This is a genomic window from uncultured Lutibacter sp., assembly GCF_947493565.1.
Classification (GTDB): domain Bacteria; phylum Bacteroidota; class Bacteroidia; order Flavobacteriales; family Flavobacteriaceae; genus Lutibacter; species Lutibacter aestuarii.
Map to the genome: position 1 here is coordinate 161,050 of NZ_CANLRG010000004.1, position 16,869 is coordinate 177,918.

Annotated in this window: 18 protein-coding genes, 2 tRNA genes and 1 pseudogene; 7 read left to right on the forward strand and 14 right to left on the reverse strand. The window is 28.7% G+C overall.

Translation table 11 applies throughout. From position 1 onward, the window contains the following. Positions 1–13: 13 nt before the first annotated feature. Positions 14–1,156, reverse strand: coding sequence for a hypothetical protein (locus tag Q0714_RS06265; RefSeq protein ID WP_298263575.1), 1,143 nt, complete (start codon positions 1,154–1,156; stop codon positions 14–16). Between the two features lie 105 nt (positions 1,157–1,261). Here Q0714_RS06265 and proS point away from each other — a divergent pair, with 105 nt between their 5' ends. From proS to rpsT, 3 genes are all read left to right on the forward strand, one after another. Continuing rightward, complete coding sequence (gene proS / locus Q0714_RS06270; protein ID WP_298263577.1) at positions 1,262–2,737, forward strand: proline--tRNA ligase; 1,476 nt, start codon at positions 1,262–1,264, stop codon at positions 2,735–2,737. An 87-nt stretch (positions 2,738–2,824) separates the two neighbouring features. Then, positions 2,825–2,896, forward strand: a tRNA-Glu gene (locus tag Q0714_RS06275). 24 nt (positions 2,897–2,920) lie between these two features. Further along, positions 2,921–3,172 carry a 30S ribosomal protein S20 gene (gene rpsT / locus Q0714_RS06280; protein ID WP_298263578.1) on the forward strand — a complete coding sequence of 84 codons (252 nt, stop codon included), beginning with the start codon at positions 2,921–2,923 and terminating at the stop codon, positions 3,170–3,172. 96 nt (positions 3,173–3,268) lie between these two features. On the opposite strand, the gene rodA is transcribed toward rpsT, so the two are convergent. The 7 genes from rodA to Q0714_RS06315 all read right to left on the reverse strand — a co-directional run bounded on the left by rodA (position 3,269) and on the right by Q0714_RS06315 (position 10,970). Continuing rightward, on the reverse strand, positions 3,269–4,549 hold the full coding sequence (gene rodA / locus Q0714_RS06285) for a rod shape-determining protein RodA (protein ID WP_298263579.1): 1,281 nt from the start codon (positions 4,547–4,549) through the stop codon (positions 3,269–3,271). After that, positions 4,539–6,389 (reverse strand): penicillin-binding protein 2, encoded by a 1,851-nt coding sequence (gene mrdA / locus Q0714_RS06290; RefSeq protein WP_298263580.1) that lies wholly within the window; start codon positions 6,387–6,389, stop codon positions 4,539–4,541. Before mrdA ends, rodA begins: the two co-directional genes overlap by 11 nt. Beyond that, positions 6,390–6,896 carry a rod shape-determining protein MreD gene (mreD, locus tag Q0714_RS06295; RefSeq protein ID WP_298263582.1) on the reverse strand — a complete coding sequence of 169 codons (507 nt, stop codon included), beginning with the start codon at positions 6,894–6,896 and terminating at the stop codon, positions 6,390–6,392. After that, positions 6,889–7,719: a rod shape-determining protein MreC gene (mreC, locus tag Q0714_RS06300; RefSeq protein WP_298263583.1), complete on the reverse strand. Its 831-nt coding sequence runs from the start codon at positions 7,717–7,719 to the stop codon at positions 6,889–6,891. The genes mreD and mreC overlap by 8 nt, the downstream gene beginning before the upstream one ends. A gap of 22 nt (positions 7,720–7,741) precedes the next feature. Next, the gene (locus Q0714_RS06305) at positions 7,742–8,770 is read right to left on the reverse strand and encodes a rod shape-determining protein (protein ID WP_298263585.1); all 1,029 of its coding nucleotides are present in this window, start codon (positions 8,768–8,770) and stop codon (positions 7,742–7,744) included. A gap of 54 nt (positions 8,771–8,824) precedes the next feature. Further along, positions 8,825–10,351, reverse strand: coding sequence for a bifunctional phosphoribosylaminoimidazolecarboxamide formyltransferase/IMP cyclohydrolase (gene purH / locus Q0714_RS06310; RefSeq protein ID WP_298263586.1), 1,527 nt, complete (start codon positions 10,349–10,351; stop codon positions 8,825–8,827). A 166-nt stretch (positions 10,352–10,517) separates the two neighbouring features. After that, positions 10,518–10,970 carry a GAF domain-containing protein gene (locus Q0714_RS06315; RefSeq protein WP_298263587.1) on the reverse strand — a complete coding sequence of 151 codons (453 nt, stop codon included), beginning with the start codon at positions 10,968–10,970 and terminating at the stop codon, positions 10,518–10,520. Between the two features lie 39 nt (positions 10,971–11,009). Between Q0714_RS06315 and xrtF the strand changes: the two genes are divergently transcribed. Next, positions 11,010–11,546, forward strand: a complete 537-nt coding sequence (xrtF, locus tag Q0714_RS06320) for an exosortase family protein XrtF (protein ID WP_298263589.1) — start codon at positions 11,010–11,012, stop codon at positions 11,544–11,546. Next, the gene (locus Q0714_RS06325; protein WP_298263590.1) at positions 11,543–11,989 is read left to right on the forward strand and encodes an exosortase F system-associated protein; all 447 of its coding nucleotides are present in this window, start codon (positions 11,543–11,545) and stop codon (positions 11,987–11,989) included. Before xrtF ends, Q0714_RS06325 begins: the two co-directional genes overlap by 4 nt. Before the next feature lie 293 nt (positions 11,990–12,282). On the opposite strand, the gene Q0714_RS06330 is transcribed toward Q0714_RS06325, so the two are convergent. The 3 genes and pseudogenes from Q0714_RS06330 to Q0714_RS06340 all read right to left on the reverse strand — a co-directional run. Continuing rightward, the gene (locus Q0714_RS06330) at positions 12,283–13,110 is read right to left on the reverse strand and encodes a mechanosensitive ion channel domain-containing protein (RefSeq protein ID WP_298263592.1); all 828 of its coding nucleotides are present in this window, start codon (positions 13,108–13,110) and stop codon (positions 12,283–12,285) included. A gap of 41 nt (positions 13,111–13,151) precedes the next feature. Then, the gene (locus Q0714_RS06335; protein ID WP_298263594.1) at positions 13,152–13,337 is read right to left on the reverse strand and encodes a hypothetical protein; all 186 of its coding nucleotides are present in this window, start codon (positions 13,335–13,337) and stop codon (positions 13,152–13,154) included. Beyond that, positions 13,337–13,756 (reverse strand): annotated as a pseudogene (locus tag Q0714_RS06340) (RNA polymerase sigma factor); the annotation flags it as partial. The gene Q0714_RS06335 and the pseudogene Q0714_RS06340, both read right to left, overlap by 1 nt. A 296-nt stretch (positions 13,757–14,052) precedes the next feature. Between Q0714_RS06340 and Q0714_RS06345 the strand changes: the two are divergent. Together Q0714_RS06345 and rpe are read left to right on the forward strand one after the other, a co-directional pair. After that, the gene (locus Q0714_RS06345) at positions 14,053–14,916 is read left to right on the forward strand and encodes a sigma-70 family RNA polymerase sigma factor (RefSeq protein ID WP_115877674.1); all 864 of its coding nucleotides are present in this window, start codon (positions 14,053–14,055) and stop codon (positions 14,914–14,916) included. A gap of 76 nt (positions 14,917–14,992) precedes the next feature. After that, positions 14,993–15,655, forward strand: coding sequence for a ribulose-phosphate 3-epimerase (gene rpe, locus Q0714_RS06350; protein ID WP_298263596.1), 663 nt, complete (start codon positions 14,993–14,995; stop codon positions 15,653–15,655). On the opposite strand, the gene Q0714_RS06355 is transcribed toward rpe, so the two are convergent. The 3 genes from Q0714_RS06355 to Q0714_RS06365 form a co-directional block, all read right to left on the reverse strand. Then, positions 15,652–16,089 carry a CBS domain-containing protein gene (locus Q0714_RS06355; RefSeq protein WP_298263597.1) on the reverse strand — a complete coding sequence of 146 codons (438 nt, stop codon included), beginning with the start codon at positions 16,087–16,089 and terminating at the stop codon, positions 15,652–15,654. The two genes, rpe and Q0714_RS06355, sit on opposite strands and share 4 nt — an antisense overlap. A gap of 137 nt (positions 16,090–16,226) precedes the next feature. Next, positions 16,227–16,300 (reverse strand) — tRNA-Arg (locus Q0714_RS06360). Between the two features lie 6 nt (positions 16,301–16,306). Next, positions 16,307–16,756: a GatB/YqeY domain-containing protein gene (locus Q0714_RS06365; protein ID WP_298263599.1), complete on the reverse strand. Its 450-nt coding sequence runs from the start codon at positions 16,754–16,756 to the stop codon at positions 16,307–16,309. Positions 16,757–16,869: the final 113 nt, after the last annotated feature.

Sequence of the window (16,869 nt, forward strand, 5' to 3'; positions counted from 1 at the left end):
TTTTTGTGAATATTTAATTTCTTCTTGAAATTGATCTACTTCCACTTGAAGAACTTCTATTGGATGAATTTGAGTTAGAAACGCTACTTCTATTGGATGAACTTCGGTTAGAAGAACTTCTATTTACAGAAGAATTATTTGAATAATTACTTCTAGAGGTGTTTCTATTATTATTTCTTACAGAAGTGTTATTATTAGAAACCACTCTGTTTACAGTTCTTGTTGCATTTCTCCAATTAGCATTTCTTGAAGTAGTTGGTTCAATTCTATAAGCTGAATTTCTCCTATGAACAGTTGAAGATCTTCTATTAGAATTACTATTTGATCTTTGAATAGTACTGTTAGACCTAGTAGATTGTCTATTTATCGAATTATTTCTATTAAAATTATTATTATTTCTGTTTATAGATCTTCTAATGGTTCCATTTTCTGTTCTTCTAATATTAGAATTATAGGTTCTCCTGTTAGATTGGTTAATATTACTATTTCTTCTACTTATAACAGACGAATTATTACTGTACCTCCTATTGTTGTTAGCAGAGTACGATGTTCTTTTTCCATAACTATCATACCTATTATATCTATTGCTAGAATGGTAATAATTGTAAGGATAACTTCTATAATATGGATAATTATAATAGCCATAATAACTATAATCTCCATAATAATATGGATTATATCCATATGAATAATAGTAAGGATAATAGTTATATCTCCAAGGTCTGTAATAATAATTTGAATAATAAGGATAATAATTATGGTAAGGATGGAAAAAAGGATTATACCAATAAAAACTTGAACCTATATATCCTGAGTTTACATTTATGGTAACATCCGTTGTATATTCCCAAGGGGCGTTTTCTTCAGCATATTCTTCGAGATTATCTTCTGCATAATATTCATCAATATTCGTAAAAACATCATCATCTCTCAATTCTTGAAGCTCTTCTAATTGATAAGTAAAGTAATTTTTATCAAATTCAGATTTCTCAACAATAACAATTTCTTCATCATTTTGATTTGAAGAAGCGTAAATTCCATCATTTTCATTATTGTACACGCTTTGGTAGGTGCCACAAGAATATAACCCTAGAAAAAGCATTGAGAAAATACTTAAGCGTAGAAATTTTCCGTTAACTATTTTTGAAACTTCCATAATCAATTGACTTTTTTATTGTTGAACTATTCAAAAAAAACTAATTTTGCCCAAATTAGCACTTTTATATAAAAAAGTTGCAATATTTATGCCAAACTTTTGATTATGAGCAAGAATTTAACAAAGAGAGAAACCGACTATTCTAAATGGTATAACGAACTTGTTGTAAAAGCTGATTTAGCTGAGAACTCAGGTGTAAGAGGCTGTATGGTTATTAAACCTTATGGGTTTGCAATTTGGGAAAAAATGCAAGCACAATTAGATAAAATGTTCAAAGAAACTGGACATGAAAACGCTTATTTCCCACTATTTATACCAAAATCATATTTAAGTAAAGAAGCTGCCCATGTAGAAGGCTTTGCTAAAGAGTGTGCTGTAGTTACACACTACAGATTAAAAAATGCAGAAGATGGTAGTGGTGTTGTTGTAGATCCTGAAGCCAAACTAGAAGAAGAATTAATTGTTAGACCAACATCTGAAACAATTATTTGGGATACTTATAGAAAATGGATTGAATCTTATAGAGACCTACCTTTATTAATAAATCAATGGGCTAATGTAGTTCGTTGGGAAATGCGTACCCGTTTATTTTTAAGAACCGCAGAATTTTTATGGCAAGAAGGTCATACTGCACATGCTACAGAAAAAGAAGCCATCCAAGAAGCTGAATTAATTTTAGATATTTATGGCGATTTTGCTGAAAAATTTATGGCTATGCCAGTAATTAAAGGATTAAAAACAGCTAGTGAACGTTTTGCTGGTGCTATTGAAACTTATTGTATTGAAGGTTTAATGCAAGATGGAAAAGCACTTCAAGCCGGAACCTCTCACTTTTTAGGTCAAAATTTTGCCAAAGCTTTTGATGTACAATTTACTTCTAAAGAAGGAAAGCGAGAACACGTTTGGGCAACATCTTGGGGAGTTTCTACCAGACTAATGGGAGCTTTAATTATGACGCATTCTGATGATTTAGGTTTGGTTTTACCTCCTAATTTAGCTCCAATTCAAGTTGTTATTATACCAATACATAGAAATGACGAACAATTAGATGCTATTTCAGAAAAAATAAATCAAATTGTAAAAGAATTACGCAGTAAAAATATTTCTGTAAAATTTGACAATAGAACAACCCATAAACCAGGTTGGAAATTTGCTGAGTATGAATTAAAAGGAGTTCCTTTACGTATTGCAATGGGACCAAGAGATTTAGAAAACAGCACATTAGAAATTGCACGAAGAGACACTTTAGAAAAACAAAGCATTTCTCAAGAAAATGTGGTTGATTTTGTTGAAAAAACCTTAAAAGAAATTCAAGAAAATTTATTCACTAAAGCATATAACTATAGAGAATCTCATATTATTGAAGTAGAAACTTTTGAAGAGTTTAAACATATTTTAAATACCAAAGGAGGCTTTGTATCTGCCCATTGGGACGGCACTGCCGAGACAGAAGATAAAATTAAAGAATTAACGAAAGCTACTATTAGATGTATTCCCTTAAATAATAAAATTGAAGAAGGAAAGTGCGTTTTAACAGGTAAAAAATCAACTCAAAGAGTATTATTTGCAAAAGCATATTAATTTTTTTAAAAAAAATTTTGTGGAATAAAAAATAGTTGTATTTTTGCATCCGCAATGACGAAATAACGTCATCGTTAAAAACAAAATGGTCCGTTCGTCTAGGGGTTAGGACGCCAGGTTTTCATCCTGGTAACAGGGGTTCGATTCCCCTACGGACTACAAAAAATTAATAAGAATTAAACAATGGCAAATCACAAGTCAGCATTAAAAAGAATTAGAAGTAATCGCGCTAAGCAATTAAGAAACAAATATCAGCATAAAACTACTCGTAATGCTGTTAGAGACTTACGTGCTGCAACTGAAAAGAAAGAAGCTGAGGAATTATTTCCAAAAGTGGTTGCTATGATTGATAAATTAGCTAAAAAGAACATTATTCATAAGAATAAAGCTAGCAATTTAAAATCTAAATTAACGAAACACGTTGCAGCGTTATAATTTTTATTAAATAAAAGTTTTTAAAGCATCCTTTTTTGGATGCTTTTTTTATGCTTAATAGTTTAATCTTATTGCTTCAATTAAACTTTTTCACCATTACCATTCATAACTTCTATTAGCGTCTAACCTAATAAAAATAAACAATAATACCGTAAAACCCCAAAGAGCAGAGCCTCCGTAACTAAAAAACGGTAAAGGAATTCCTATGGTTGGAAGTATCCCTAAAACCATCCCTATGTTAATTGTAAAATGAGTAAAAAAGATTGCCGCTATACTATACCCATAAACTCTGCTGAATTTTGTTTTTTGTCTTTCAGCTACATGAATTATTCTTAATAAAAAAAAGACGAATAAAATAACTACTAAAGAGCTTCCTAAAAACCCCCATTCTTCACTAACAGTTGTAAAAATATAATCTGTTTGTTGCTCTGGAACGAAGTCACCTTGAGTACGTTCACCTTCTAAAAATCCTTTTCCTGTTAATCCTCCAGACGCAATTGTTGTTACAGATTGATTGGTATTATAGCCTATACTTTTAATATCAGTAGTTTTGCCCAGTAAAATATTAAATCTATCTCTATGTCTTTGTTCAAAAACATGATTAAAAACAAAATCAACACTAAAAATAAAAAAAGCTGCCACTAAATAAATTCCAATAATTTTTAACCAACCTCTTTTAAAAGCTTTCTTTCTATAAAAATTAAAATATAATATGATTAGTAGAAATAAAACTAATGACCCTGCTAAAGTATTTATAAATCCAAAATATAAAGTTGTAATAAATAGAATTAAAGCTATAAAACCTATAGTAATAAAATAAAATGGCAATCCTTCCCTATGTAATACAAAAATAAAAGCAGTGTAAACCAATGCTGAACCTGGATCTGGCTGAAGGGTAATCAAAAAAGCAGGGAAAAATAAAATAAGTAACGCTTGAATTTGAGTATTAAATTTTTTTAAGTTAAATAACTTATCACTCACTAACTTTGAAAGTGCTAAAGCAACTGCTGCCTTCACAAATTCTGAGGGTTGAATACTACTAACCCCTCCTATATCATACCAAGAAGTTGCACCATTTATATTTTTACCAAAAGCAAAAAGCCCTACTAAAGAAATAAGTGATATGATATAAATTATTGATGCATATTTTTCATAGAATTTAGCTTCAAAAAGTAAAATTATAAAGATTAATGGAAAACTTAACCCAATCCATACTAACTGTTTTCCATATTCAGTTGTAAAATTTATCAATTCTTGTTCAGTTTCGGTAACTGTTGCTGAATAAATATTTATCCATCCTAAAAAAATTAATACTAAATAGAATAGCACTAATATCCAATCTATACCATATAATATGTTAGCTTTTTTACTTCTCAACTTTTGTAGTTTCTATTAATTGCTTTTCATATTCTTCTTGCAAACTTCCATTAAACATTTGTTTTTCTTTCCAAGGTCTAATTGTTTCTCCTGTTAAATATTTTTCTATCATTAAACTTGCAATAGGACCTGCCCATCGTGAACCCCAGTATCCATTTTCTACAAAAACTGCAATAGCTATTTTAGGATTATCTTTAGGGGCAAATGCAATAAAAATTGAATGATCTTGTCCATGTGGGTTTTCCGCTGTTCCAGTTTTACCACAAATTTCTATTCCTTTTACCTTAGACCAACTGGCTGTGCCTCTAGGATTTTCAAATACATTGAATAAACCTTCTATCACAGGTTCAAAATGTTTTTTATTTATTGTTGTATATTTTGGTACTGTAAAATTTTTATTTAATTTTTCATTTTCAATTTTTTTTACAATATGTGGTGTATAATAAAATCCTCTATTAGCAACAGTAGCTGTCATATTTGCTAATTGAATTGGAGTAGTTAACACTTCTCCTTGCCCTATTGAATTTGAAATACTATAAGTTGCTGTCCAACGTGTATTAGGGTACCATTTATTATAAAAATCGCCATCAGGAACTAATCCTTTTTGACCAACTGAAAGGTCATTATTTAAATAATTTCCAAGCCCAAAACTTTTTACATGTTTACTCCAAACATTCATTCCTTCATAGGAAGTTGGGTATTTTTCTATAATTTTTCTATAAGCATTTGCAAAATAACTGTTGCAAGATCTATAAATAGCTTTATTAAGAGCTACGGGACTTCCATAGGTATTGCAATGGCAAGCCATTGTTCTATTTCCGTAATGATATTGGTTATTGACACAACGAATTACGGTTGATGGTGTAACTACATTTTCTTGTAAGGCTGTAAGTGCTGTTATTACTTTAAACGGAGATCCAGGAGGGTATTCTCCCTTTAAACCTCTATCAAGCAATGGATTACTAATAGTGTCTAAATAGAATTTAGTGAAATTTTTAGAACGTTCTCGCCCTACCATCAAATTTGGATCATATGTTGGTGCAGAAACCAATGCCAAAATTTCTCCACTTGAAGGTTCAATTACTACAATGCCTCCTCTTTTATTAACCATTAAAGCTTCGCCATATTGTTGGAGTTTAGTATCTATAGTTAATGTAATATCTTTCCCATGAATTGGAAGTGTATCATAGATTCCATTTTTATAAGGACCAATTTCTTTATTAAACCTATCTCTTTGAATAAATTTAACCCCTTTTGTACCTCTTAACGTTTCTTCATAAGTTTTTTCTACTCCTGCAGTACCAATCAATTCACCTAATTGATAGTAGGGATTCTCTTTAATCATTCCTTCATTAACTTCACTAATATAACCTAAAACATTAGGTGCAGAACTTATAGGGTATTCTCTCAACAATCTTTTTTGAATATAAAACCCTTTAAATTTATACATCTTTTCTTGTAAATATGCATAATCTGTTTTAGATAGTTGTGCTAAAAAGGTTGAGGGAATTCTTGTTGAATAGCGTTTTGCTCTATTAAATTTATTGATAAAATCCTCTTTTGAAATTTTAAGCAAATTACAAAACTCTAAGGTATCCAATGGTTTTACCTCTCTGGGGATGATCATAATATCATAAGATAGCTGATTTGCAACTAATAACACACCATTTCTATCATAAATATAACCTCTTTCAGGATAATCATAAGTTACTTTTACAGCAGAATTGTTTAATGTAGGAATACTATATTCTGAACTTAATATTTGTAAATAAAATAATCTAAATATAAAAATTACCCCTATAAATAGAATTAAAAAAATCAACAACCCTTTGCGTTTCATTTATTTCTTTTTTGTGAATAGTATAATACCCAAAATACTTAAAATAATTGTAATGATACTTGTTAAAATTGTGTTATAAAAAACAGCTGAAAATTCATTAAAACTAAAATATTCTAATGTAAATACTATAAAGTGATGTATGAAAGTTAAAATAAAGATAAAGAAGAAAGCTTTACTAAATGTAATTCCTCTTATATTAAATAACAGAAAATCAAAATCCGATTTTCTTAATATAAGTTTTAATATTGGTAATCTAAAATATGCTATAAATAAAGTTGCTGCAGCGTTTATTCCTCCTGAGTTTGAAAAAAAATCAATTGAAATACCCAATAAAAAACTAAGTATTAAAAATGTTGCTTTATTTTTTCTAATAGGAAATAAAAATACCCAAACTATATACACCAAAGGGTTTAAATGCCCAAAAAAGTTAATTTGATTTAATACTAAAACCTGTAATAAAACTAAGCTTATAAACCGAACAATATTTATCAAAATCAATTTATTCATTTATGGTTGTTTGTTCAAGTTGATATTGCTCTTCTTTTTGAAGGTTTTTAACTATTTGAATATAACCTAATGAAGTCATATCATTAAATAAACTTACATTAATTTGTTGATATTGGTTATTATCAAAATGAAAGTCTTTAATTACACCTACTAGAATTCCTTCAGGAAATATTGCAGATTTACCTCCTGTTATAATCGTATCACCTTTTTTAAGTATCGCTTGTCTTGGTATATCAATTATTTGTAAAATTTGAGAATCTTTGCCATTCCATACCAATGTACCAAAATGATTGCTATTTTTTAACCGTACATTAATTTTTGAATTGCTATTTAAAATTGATAGTACAGTTGCATAATTAGTAGATACATTTTTTATAACTCCTATTACTCCTTTTGAATTAACAACACCCAAGTCGTTTTTTAAGCCATTTTTAATTCCTTTATCTAAAGTTAAATAATTGTCTCTTTTAGTAAAATTATTATTGATAACCTTTCCTAGGATGTAATTATATTTTTGGAAATATTTGGTAGAATCTTCAATTAAAAAAATTTTATCGTTTGGTGAATTGAGTTTTCTTTCTAATAAATTTTTTAAACGTGTATTTTCTTCAATTAAAAGTTGATTCTCATGTTTCAAGTGAAAAAACTCATTAATAGAGTTCACTTTATTATAAATACCACCTGTTATAAAATTAGCAGAATTTACAAATTTACTTTTATGATAAGTGTGATGTTGAATTGTAAAATAAAAAGCAAAAATCTCTAATATTATAAACAGCAGAAAGTATCTAAATTTTCTAATAAAGTAAATTATTTGCTGCATTTATTATTTAAAGAGTTTTCTATTATTTCATTAATACATTTTTGTATTTTTCAAGGTCTTTTAAAGCAATGCCTGTACCTCTAACTACAGCTCTTAAAGGGTCTTCAGCAACATAAACAGGCAAATCTGTTTTCCTTGACAAACGTTTATCCAAGCCTCTAAGCATAGACCCTCCACCAGCTAAATAAATTCCAGTATTGTATATGTCTGCCGCCAATTCAGGAGGTGTTTTAGAAAGCGTTTCCATTACAGCATCTTCAATTCTTAAAATTGATTTATCTAATGCTTTTGATATTTCTCTAAAAGACACTTGAACTTGTTTAGGCTTACCGCTCAATAAATCTCTACCTTGTACTAACATATCTTCAGGAGGGGTTTCTAAATCTTCTGTAGCTGCACCAATCTGTATTTTAATTTTTTCGGCAGTACGTTCCCCAACATATAAATTATGTTGTGTTCTCATATAATACGAAATATCTGACGTAAAAACATCTCCTGCAACTTTTACCGATTTATCACAAACAATACCACCCAATGCTATTACAGCAATTTCAGTAGTACCTCCACCTATATCAATAATCATGTTTCCTTTTGGTTGCATTATATCAATACCAATACCTATGGCAGCAGCCATAGGCTCATGTATTAAGTAAATTTCTTTTGCATTCATGTGTTCTGCAGAATCAATTACAGCTCGTTTTTCAACCTCTGTAATTCCTGACGGAATACAAATAACCATCCTTAATGAAGGTGTAAAAAATCTCTTTTTTATACTTGGAATATTCTTGATAAATTCTTTTATCATTTGTTCCGAAGCTTCAAAATCTGCAATTACACCATCTTTTAATGGACGAATGGTTTTTATGTTTTCGTGAGTTTTTCCTTGCATTAAACTGGCTTTTTTTCCAGTTGCAATAATTTTACCTGAATTTCTATCTCTAGCTACAATTGATGGTGCATCAACCACCACTTTGCCATCATGAATAATTAGTGTATTAGCAGTACCTAAATCAATGGCAATGTCTTCGGTCATAAAATCGAAAAAACCCATATTTTTTCTTGTATTTTTTAATTTTTAAATGGAAACCTTACAAAGTTACTAAAATTAGTGTTTAAAATGACGAGTTCCTGTAAATATCATAGACATTTTATGTTCATTGCAATAATCAACTGATAATTGATCTTTAATCGAGCCTCCTGGTTGAATTACAGCATTAATTCCTGCTTTATTTGCAATTTCTACACAATCAGGAAAAGGGAAAAAGGCATCACTCGCCATTACCGCTTCTTTTAAATCAAAATTAAAATGAGTTGCTTTAGCAATAGCTTGGTTTAATGCATCTACTCTACTAGTTTGCCCTGTACCACTCGCACAAAGTTGTTTGTTTTTTACCAATACTATTGTATTTGATTTGGTGTGTTTACAAATTTTTGAAGCAAAAAATAAATCATCTAACTCTCTTGCTGAAGGTTCTTTTAAAGTTGCAGTTTTAATAACGCTGCCATCATCTGTTTTGTTGTCTTTATCTTGACATAAAACACCGTTTAGTGCAGTTCTATATTGAGTTTGAGGTAATTTAATGTTTTTTTGAATTAAAATAATTCTATTTTTTTTCCCTTTTAACAACTCTAAAGCTTCTGAAGTATAACTTGGAGCAATGACTACTTCACAAAATAATTTATGAATTTCTTCAGCCGTTTCTTGATCAATTTCTTTGTTAGAAATTAAAACTCCTCCAAAAGCTGATGTTGGATCTCCGGCTAAAGCATCTAAATATGCTTCTTTCAAAGATACTCGTTGCGCTAAACCACAGGCATTGTTATGTTTTAAAATTGCAAAAGTAGGAGCATCATTTTTAAATTCTTCCATTAAATTTACAGCAGCATCAACATCTAATAAATTATTATATGAAAGCTCTTTTCCGTGTAATTTTTCAAATAATTCATCTAGATTACCAAAAAAGTAACCTTTTTGGTGTGGGTTTTCTCCATATCGCAATGTTGAAACTTCATCAAAACTTTCTCTAAAAACAACTTCATTTTTGTTAAGATAGTTAAAAATTGCTGTATCATAATGACTTGAAACAGCAAAAGATTTAGCAGCAAAACGTTTGCGTTGCTCTAAAGTTGTTTCTCCTTTGCTATCATCCATAATTTGTAAAAATTCATTGTATTGTTTCATTGAAGAAACACAAATTACATCTTTAAAATTTTTAGCTGCTGCACGTATTAATGAAATTCCCCCAATATCAATTTTTTCTATTATATCTTGTTCTGAAGCTCCACTTGCAACGGTTTTTTCAAATGGATATAAATCAACAATTACAATATCTAATTCAGGAATTTCATATTCTGTTAGTTGAGATAAATCATTTTCGTTTTCTCTTCTTGCCAAGATTCCTCCAAAAACTTTTGGGTGCAATGTTTTAACCCTACCTCCTAAAATGGAAGGATATGAGGTTAAATCTTCAACTGGTATTACATTAATTCCTAATTCTTTAATAAAACTTTCAGTTCCACCTGTTGAATAAATTTTAACCCCTAATTCATCTAATTTTTGAACAATTGGTGCTAATCCATCTTTATGAAAAACCGAAATAAGTGCTGATTTTGCTTTTTTAGTAGTGTTCATTTGCTGTGTTGTTATTTTCCGCAAAGCTAATAATTATCAGCTGTTTAAACAATACAAATAATGGGTTAATTTTAATTATTTTTAACATTAAGTTTTAATTCTTAAAGTTAATTTAAACATCTCTTTTTGATGCTTTAAACTTCAAAAAATAGTTTTGAGAAGTTTTTTATAAAATTTTAGCTACGTTTTTACATACAAATTCCAACAAGTTCTCATCATCACTAGTAAAAGGATTTACAGTGTGAGAATCTATATCAATTTGCCCAATATTTTCGCCATTCACAAAAATTGGGATTACAATCTCGCTTTTTACTTTCCAACCACAAGAAATATAATTATCTTGAGAAGTTACATCTTGAACTATAAAATTTTTATTGCTAACGGCTACTTGACCACAAATACCTTTTCCAAAAGGAATAATAATATGTTCCGTAGGCTCTCCAGAAAACTCTGCGAGTTTTAGTTCTTGTTTATCTCCATTCTTAAAATAAAAGCCCACCCAATCATAATACTCAATTTCTTGTTTTAACAAATCACAAATACTTTGTAATTTATAAGAAATTGAAGTATTATTTTCAATAATGCCTGTTACCGATTTTTTTAATTGAGATAAATTCATTTTAATTTGTAATTTTATACAAATTAAAACTCTTTTTTTGTGCAAAACAATAAAACCGTTGTGTTCTTTTTAATTAAATTTTTTGGCACCTATTTGATATTATTTTTAATATACTCTTGGTATTTAAATAGTACACAAAATAAAATAGAAATATTTGCTTGTGCACCAATTACTAAAACTGTTGCTATTCAAACAAGTAAACTACTTAATTTTTTAGGTTACAATGCCAAAGTTGAACAACATTCCGAAGAGGTTTCAATGAAACTATTTATCAATGATACTTATATTGCTCGTATTATTGAAGGATGCAACTCCATAAGCATTATTATTTTATTTATTGCTTTCATAATTGCTTTTGCAAATACTTTTAAAGTAACAGCATTATATGTACTTTTTGGGAGTTTAATAATTTATGGAACTAATATAATTAGAGTGACAATTATTAGTATTGCTTTATACAAATACCCAGAATATGAAAAATTACTACATGATGTAGTTTTTCCTTCAATTATATATGGAGTTACATTTTTACTGTGGTTTGTTTGGGTTCGGTATTTTTCTAAATTAAAAAAATGAAAAAAGAAGTTCGTATTTTATTAATTGTTGTTTTAACTTTCATGTTGATAGGTGTAAGAGTAATTGTTGAACCCTGCTTCTATGATCCGCTTATAACTTATTTTAAAAATGATTATTTGCATAAAAGTATTCCTTCATTACATATTTCAAAATATTTATTCAATATTTTTTTAAGGTATTTTTTAAATACATTATTGTCTTTAATAATTATTTACTTAGTTTTTAAAAATTTAAAAAACCTAATTTTTTCAATCAAATTTTATTTAGTAGCCTTTCTTATTTTAACCTTTATCCTATTTTTAGTTTTAAAATTTAATTTCACAGAGAATTATATCTTCCTTTTTTATGTTAGAAGATTTTTGATACACCCGCTTTTTTTATTTATTTTGCTACCTGCTTTTTATTATGAACACATTAAAAATAAAAAGAAGCCCTTCAAATAAATAAATTTATTTGAATATAGGCTTCCTTTTTAAACAACAGAACTTACCAATCATTTTGTTCATTCTGTTACTATCAATTATTAGTAAATACTAACCCCAAAGATTTCTAATAATTGTTTTTATGAAATCCAATTATTTTTTTAATAGTTGGATTTCTTTTGTGATAAAAATGAACATAGCCCCCTTCATATCTATCACTTAATTATTGTTAATCGTTCTTTAAAAGTAACTAATACAAAGCTTTTCTTTTTCTTTAAACAACTTTCCCTTTTTAAAAACCAAAAACAATAATTTTATGTTATTATTTGAACCTCACTATCAACAAATTTTTTAATTGGTATCACAACTATGCCTTCATTGGTATCAATTGTAATACAAAGATTGTCGATTTGTTTAATTACACCTTCTACTTTTTTCATTTTTACGCGCTGACCTATTTCAAAATTTTTACGTGAATAAAAACCAAAAAGCAATCTTAAAACAACATCTCTAGATCCCAAACCAAAGGCTATTGTAAATAAAATTAGAATAGCTCCTAAAATTAATGTTAGATTATTGGTAATAATATCTGTATTTACACCTGCTTGATTAAGTGATGTAATTGAAATAACAATAACAATTGCATAAAAGACAATATTGCTTACCAAATTTGCTCCTGAAAATTCTAAAGATTTAAATGTATTTATAATGGTGTTTTTTATTATTGAGCCTATATAAACACCAATCACAAAAATTAATAAAGCACTAATTAATATTGGTAAATAAGCTATAAACTTCCCAATTCCCTCTGATACGATTGTTAAACCTAACATTTCAGAAGCAATGACTACAAAAATTAAAATCATTATATATTTTACAAATTTTAAAATAATCTCAGAAGGAACAACCTTATAATCACTTTTTCCAAACAATTTTGCTTCATTTAACTTCGTTGTAATAGCATCTATTTTAGAAAGTTTTAGCAGCTTTTTTAAAATGAAGTTTATTATTTTAATAACTATCCAAGCTATAATTATAAAACCTAAACCTAAAAGTAATTTTGGCATTAACTCTAAAATTTGATTCCATATATCTTCTAAAAATGTTAATTTAAAACTGCTTAATTGACTAATTAATTTCATCTTATTTTATTTTGGGTTAGTTTATTTTATCCGTAATTAAATTATTTTTTCTTAGTTATATTTTTTTTAGTAGCTAAAAAACCTTCAACTGTATTTGGGTATTTTACCATAAATAAATCAGCCATATCAATTGAAAGTTTAATTAATGAAATATCATTAATTACTCTTTCTTTAAGAATTTTTGGAACTTCTTGACTGTTTAATATTTGCTTAAATGGATTTTCCATTAGTTAAGGTCTTTATAAACTTTTATTACTTTTTCTCTTGCTCTTTTTAAACGCATTTTTACTGCACTTTTACCAATTTCTAAAGCCTGTTCAATTTCTTTAATAGAAAAATCATCTTGATATTTCATTAGTAAAATCATTTTATCATTAGGTTCAATTAAATCAAGTGCTTTCGCTAATTTATCGGCTTTCATTTCAAACAAAACCTCTTCACTTGAATCTTCTTCATTTGTTGCTGATAATTCTATTTCTTCGTCTTTTAATTTTTTTTTATGAATATTTCGCGTCACATAATTCACACAAAAATTATACGTAAACGAGTATAACCAAGTTGAAAATTTTGAGTTGCCTTTAAAGGTTCTTAATTTTAAAAATAATTTAATAAAGATATCATGTGTTAAGTCTTGCGCTTCTTCTTTTGATTTTACAAACCCTTAACATTTATTATAAATTTTAAATGCATAACGATCATATAAAACAGTAAAAAAGTGAGTGTCATTTAACTCTACAATCCTTTTAATCAATTCTTTATCTCTCAACAGCGCTATATCATCCTCTGGCTTCAAAAACAATTCATTGGGTTATCTAAAATATTAGACACTAAAAATACTAATAAGTCACATTTATAATTTTTAAATATATTTTGTAACATAATCAAAAATACTACGTATATATAGTACAACCCTTAATAACTAAAAAAAATATTAGCTTTTAAATGAGACAGCTTAAAATTACAAAACAGGTTACTAATAGAGAAACCGCATCATTAGACAAATATTTACAGGAAATTGGAAAGGTAGATTTAATTACTGCCGAAATGGAAGTAGAATTAGCACAAAGAATTAAAGCCGGTGATCAAGTAGCTTTAGAACGTTTAACAAAAGCAAATTTACGTTTCGTTGTTTCTGTAGCAAAACAATATCAAAACCAAGGATTAACCTTACCTGATTTAATTAATGAAGGAAACTTAGGATTAATTAAAGCAGCTAAAAGGTTTGATGAAACTCGTGGTTTTAAATTTATATCTTACGCTGTTTGGTGGATTCGTCAATCTATACTACAAGCTTTAGCAGAACAATCTCGTATTGTACGTTTGCCTTTAAATAAAATTGGTTCTATTAACAAAATAAATAAAATGTATGCGTTTTTAGAACAAGAAAATGAAAGACCTCCATCAGCTGAAGAAATTGCAAAAAAATTAGACATGACTGTAAATGACGTTAAAGAATCTATGAAAAATTCTGGTCGTCACGTATCTATGGATGCTCCTTTGATTGAAGGTGAAGATTCCAACTTATACGATGTATTAAATACAGGTGAGTCTCCAAATCCAGACAAATCACTTTTACATGAATCTTTAAAAGTTGAAATTGAACGTGCTTTGGAAACTTTAACGCCAAGAGAAGCAGATGTAGTGCAATTATACTTTGGTTTAGGTGATGCTCACCCAATGACTTTAGAAGAAATTGGAGAAACTTTTGACTTAACTCGTGAACGCGTTCGTCAAATCAAAGAAAAAGCAATCAGACGATTAAAACATACTTCAAGAAGTAAAATCTTAAAAACTTATTTAGGATAACAACAAAAAAACGCTCGGAATTTCGAGCGTTTTTCTTTTATAAATAATACTTTTGCAAAAAAACAACACTATTATAATGAAAAAATTTATTGCTCCTTCTATGTTAGCTGCAGATTTTGCTAATTTACAACGCGATATTGAAATGATTAATAACAGCAAAGCTGACTGGTTTCATATTGACGTAATGGATGGTATGTTTGTTCCAAATATTTCTTTTGGGATGCCAGTAATTAGTGCTATAAAAAAACATGCCAAAAAAACAATGGATGTACACTTGATGATTGTTGATCCTGATAGGTATATTGAAGACTTTAAAAAAGTGGGGGCAGATATTTTAACCGTTCATTATGAAGCTTGTAATCATTTACACAGAACGGTTCAGGCCATAAAAGCACAAGGCATGAAAGCAGGAGTTTCTTTAAATCCGCATACTCCAATAGCTGTTTTGGAAGATATTATTGCCGATTTAGATTTGGTATTAATTATGAGTGTTAATCCAGGTTTTGGAGGACAAAGTTTTATTGAAAATACCTATAAAAAAGTACAGCAACTTAGAGCTTTAATTGAATTTAGTGATTCTAAAGCACTAATTGAAGTTGACGGTGGAGTAACCGACCAAAATATAGAACAACTTTTAGAAGCTGGTACCGATGCTTTTGTGGCAGGTAGTTTTGTGTTTAAAAGCGAAAACCCATCCAAAACAATTGCAAATTTAAAAGGATTGGTTTCAGAAGTTTAAACTGACTCTAACTCATATTGTTTTAATAAATAAAGTAATAAATCTGTTGTGGTAACTATTCCAACTAAAATGTCATTCTCTACTACTGGAAGTGCATGAAATTCATTTTTAGACAATATTTCGGCAACAGATTTTATGGTAATATTTGAATTTACTTTAATTGGATTTTTAACCATTAATTGTTCAATACTCAACATTTGATAAATCACATTATCAACATTTTCTTCATGTAATCTATCATAAGAGTCTAAAAAACTTATTCGTTCTAAATCTGTTAAACTTAGCATTCCAATAATATGTTCTCCATTAACAATTGGAATATGTCTAATATGGTGTTTTCTAAATAATTTTTCAGCTGTATATAAATCGTCATTGATTGTCAATGTTACCAGCTTTTTCGTCATTATTTTCGATACAGGTTCAAGACGTTTCATAATTTACATTCTTTAATTTATATTATAAAGTTCTAAAAATGTAATTGTTTTTTGTATGATTAAAATCAGTTGCCCCTATTTTTAACTAAAAAACAAGCCTAAAATTTAAGCTTGCTTTAACTCATCTTGTAAAAAAGTGACCCCGGCAGGATTCAAACCTGCAACCGCTGGAGCCGAAATCCAGTGCGCTATTCAGTTGCGCCACGAGGCCATTGTATTATGCCAATAATTGTTTTACAGCTGTTGAAATAGCTTTACCATCAGCTTTACCTGCCAATTCTTTTGAGGCCATTCCCATAACTTTTCCCATATCTTTCATAGAAGTTGCTCCTACTTTCTCTATAATACCTGCAATAATGTTTTTTAAATCTTCTTCATTCATTTGCTCAGGCAAAAACTGAGAAATTATTTCAATTTGTGCTAATTCTGGAGCAGCCAAATCCTCTCTTCCTTGCTCCTCATAAACTGCTGCACTATCTTTACGCTGTTTTACCAAACGTTGTAACAATTTAATTTCTTCTTCTTCATTTAAACTTTCGGAAGCACCGCTTTTGGTTTGTGCCAATAATATTTCTGATTTAATAGCTCTTAAAGATTCCAAAGCAACAGTATTTTTAGTTTTCATTGCTTCCTTTAATTTTACCATTATCATTTCTTGTAAACTCATAACTAACTATTTTGTTTTGCGAAGATAAAAAAAAAGAATCCGAAAATCTTTAAATATTTAAAGATTTCCGGACCCAAAACTTAGAAAATACAATCTAAGGGTTCCTGTCTTTG

Excerpts from the sequence above, each read along its gene's own strand:
- Q0714_RS06265 (WP_298263575.1), bottom strand. The coding sequence starts at position 1,156 with ATGGAAGTTTCAAAAATAGTTAACGGAAAATTTCTACGCTTAAGTATT.
- mreC (WP_298263583.1), bottom strand. The coding sequence starts at position 7,719 with ATGCAGCAAATAATTTACTTTATTAGAAAATTTAGATACTTTCTGCTG.
- Q0714_RS06345 (WP_115877674.1), top strand. The coding sequence starts at position 14,053 with ATGAGACAGCTTAAAATTACAAAACAGGTTACTAATAGAGAAACCGCA.
- Q0714_RS06305 (WP_298263585.1), bottom strand. The coding sequence starts at position 8,770 with ATGGGTTTTTTCGATTTTATGACCGAAGACATTGCCATTGATTTAGGT.
- rpe (WP_298263596.1), top strand. The coding sequence starts at position 14,993 with ATGAAAAAATTTATTGCTCCTTCTATGTTAGCTGCAGATTTTGCTAAT.
- Q0714_RS06315 (WP_298263587.1), bottom strand. The coding sequence starts at position 10,970 with ATGAATTTATCTCAATTAAAAAAATCGGTAACAGGCATTATTGAAAAT.
- mrdA (WP_298263580.1), bottom strand. The coding sequence starts at position 6,389 with ATGAAACGCAAAGGGTTGTTGATTTTTTTAATTCTATTTATAGGGGTA.
- Q0714_RS06365 (WP_298263599.1), bottom strand. The coding sequence starts at position 16,756 with ATGAGTTTACAAGAAATGATAATGGTAAAATTAAAGGAAGCAATGAAA.
- rpsT (WP_298263578.1), top strand. The coding sequence starts at position 2,921 with ATGGCAAATCACAAGTCAGCATTAAAAAGAATTAGAAGTAATCGCGCT.
- Q0714_RS06325 (WP_298263590.1), top strand. The coding sequence starts at position 11,543 with ATGAAAAAAGAAGTTCGTATTTTATTAATTGTTGTTTTAACTTTCATG.
- proS (WP_298263577.1), top strand. The coding sequence starts at position 1,262 with ATGAGCAAGAATTTAACAAAGAGAGAAACCGACTATTCTAAATGGTAT.
- Q0714_RS06335 (WP_298263594.1), bottom strand. The coding sequence starts at position 13,337 with ATGGAAAATCCATTTAAGCAAATATTAAACAGTCAAGAAGTTCCAAAA.
- Q0714_RS06330 (WP_298263592.1), bottom strand. The coding sequence starts at position 13,110 with ATGAAATTAATTAGTCAATTAAGCAGTTTTAAATTAACATTTTTAGAA.
- Q0714_RS06355 (WP_298263597.1), bottom strand. The coding sequence starts at position 16,089 with ATGAAACGTCTTGAACCTGTATCGAAAATAATGACGAAAAAGCTGGTA.
- mreD (WP_298263582.1), bottom strand. The coding sequence starts at position 6,896 with ATGAATAAATTGATTTTGATAAATATTGTTCGGTTTATAAGCTTAGTT.
- purH (WP_298263586.1), bottom strand. The coding sequence starts at position 10,351 with ATGAACACTACTAAAAAAGCAAAATCAGCACTTATTTCGGTTTTTCAT.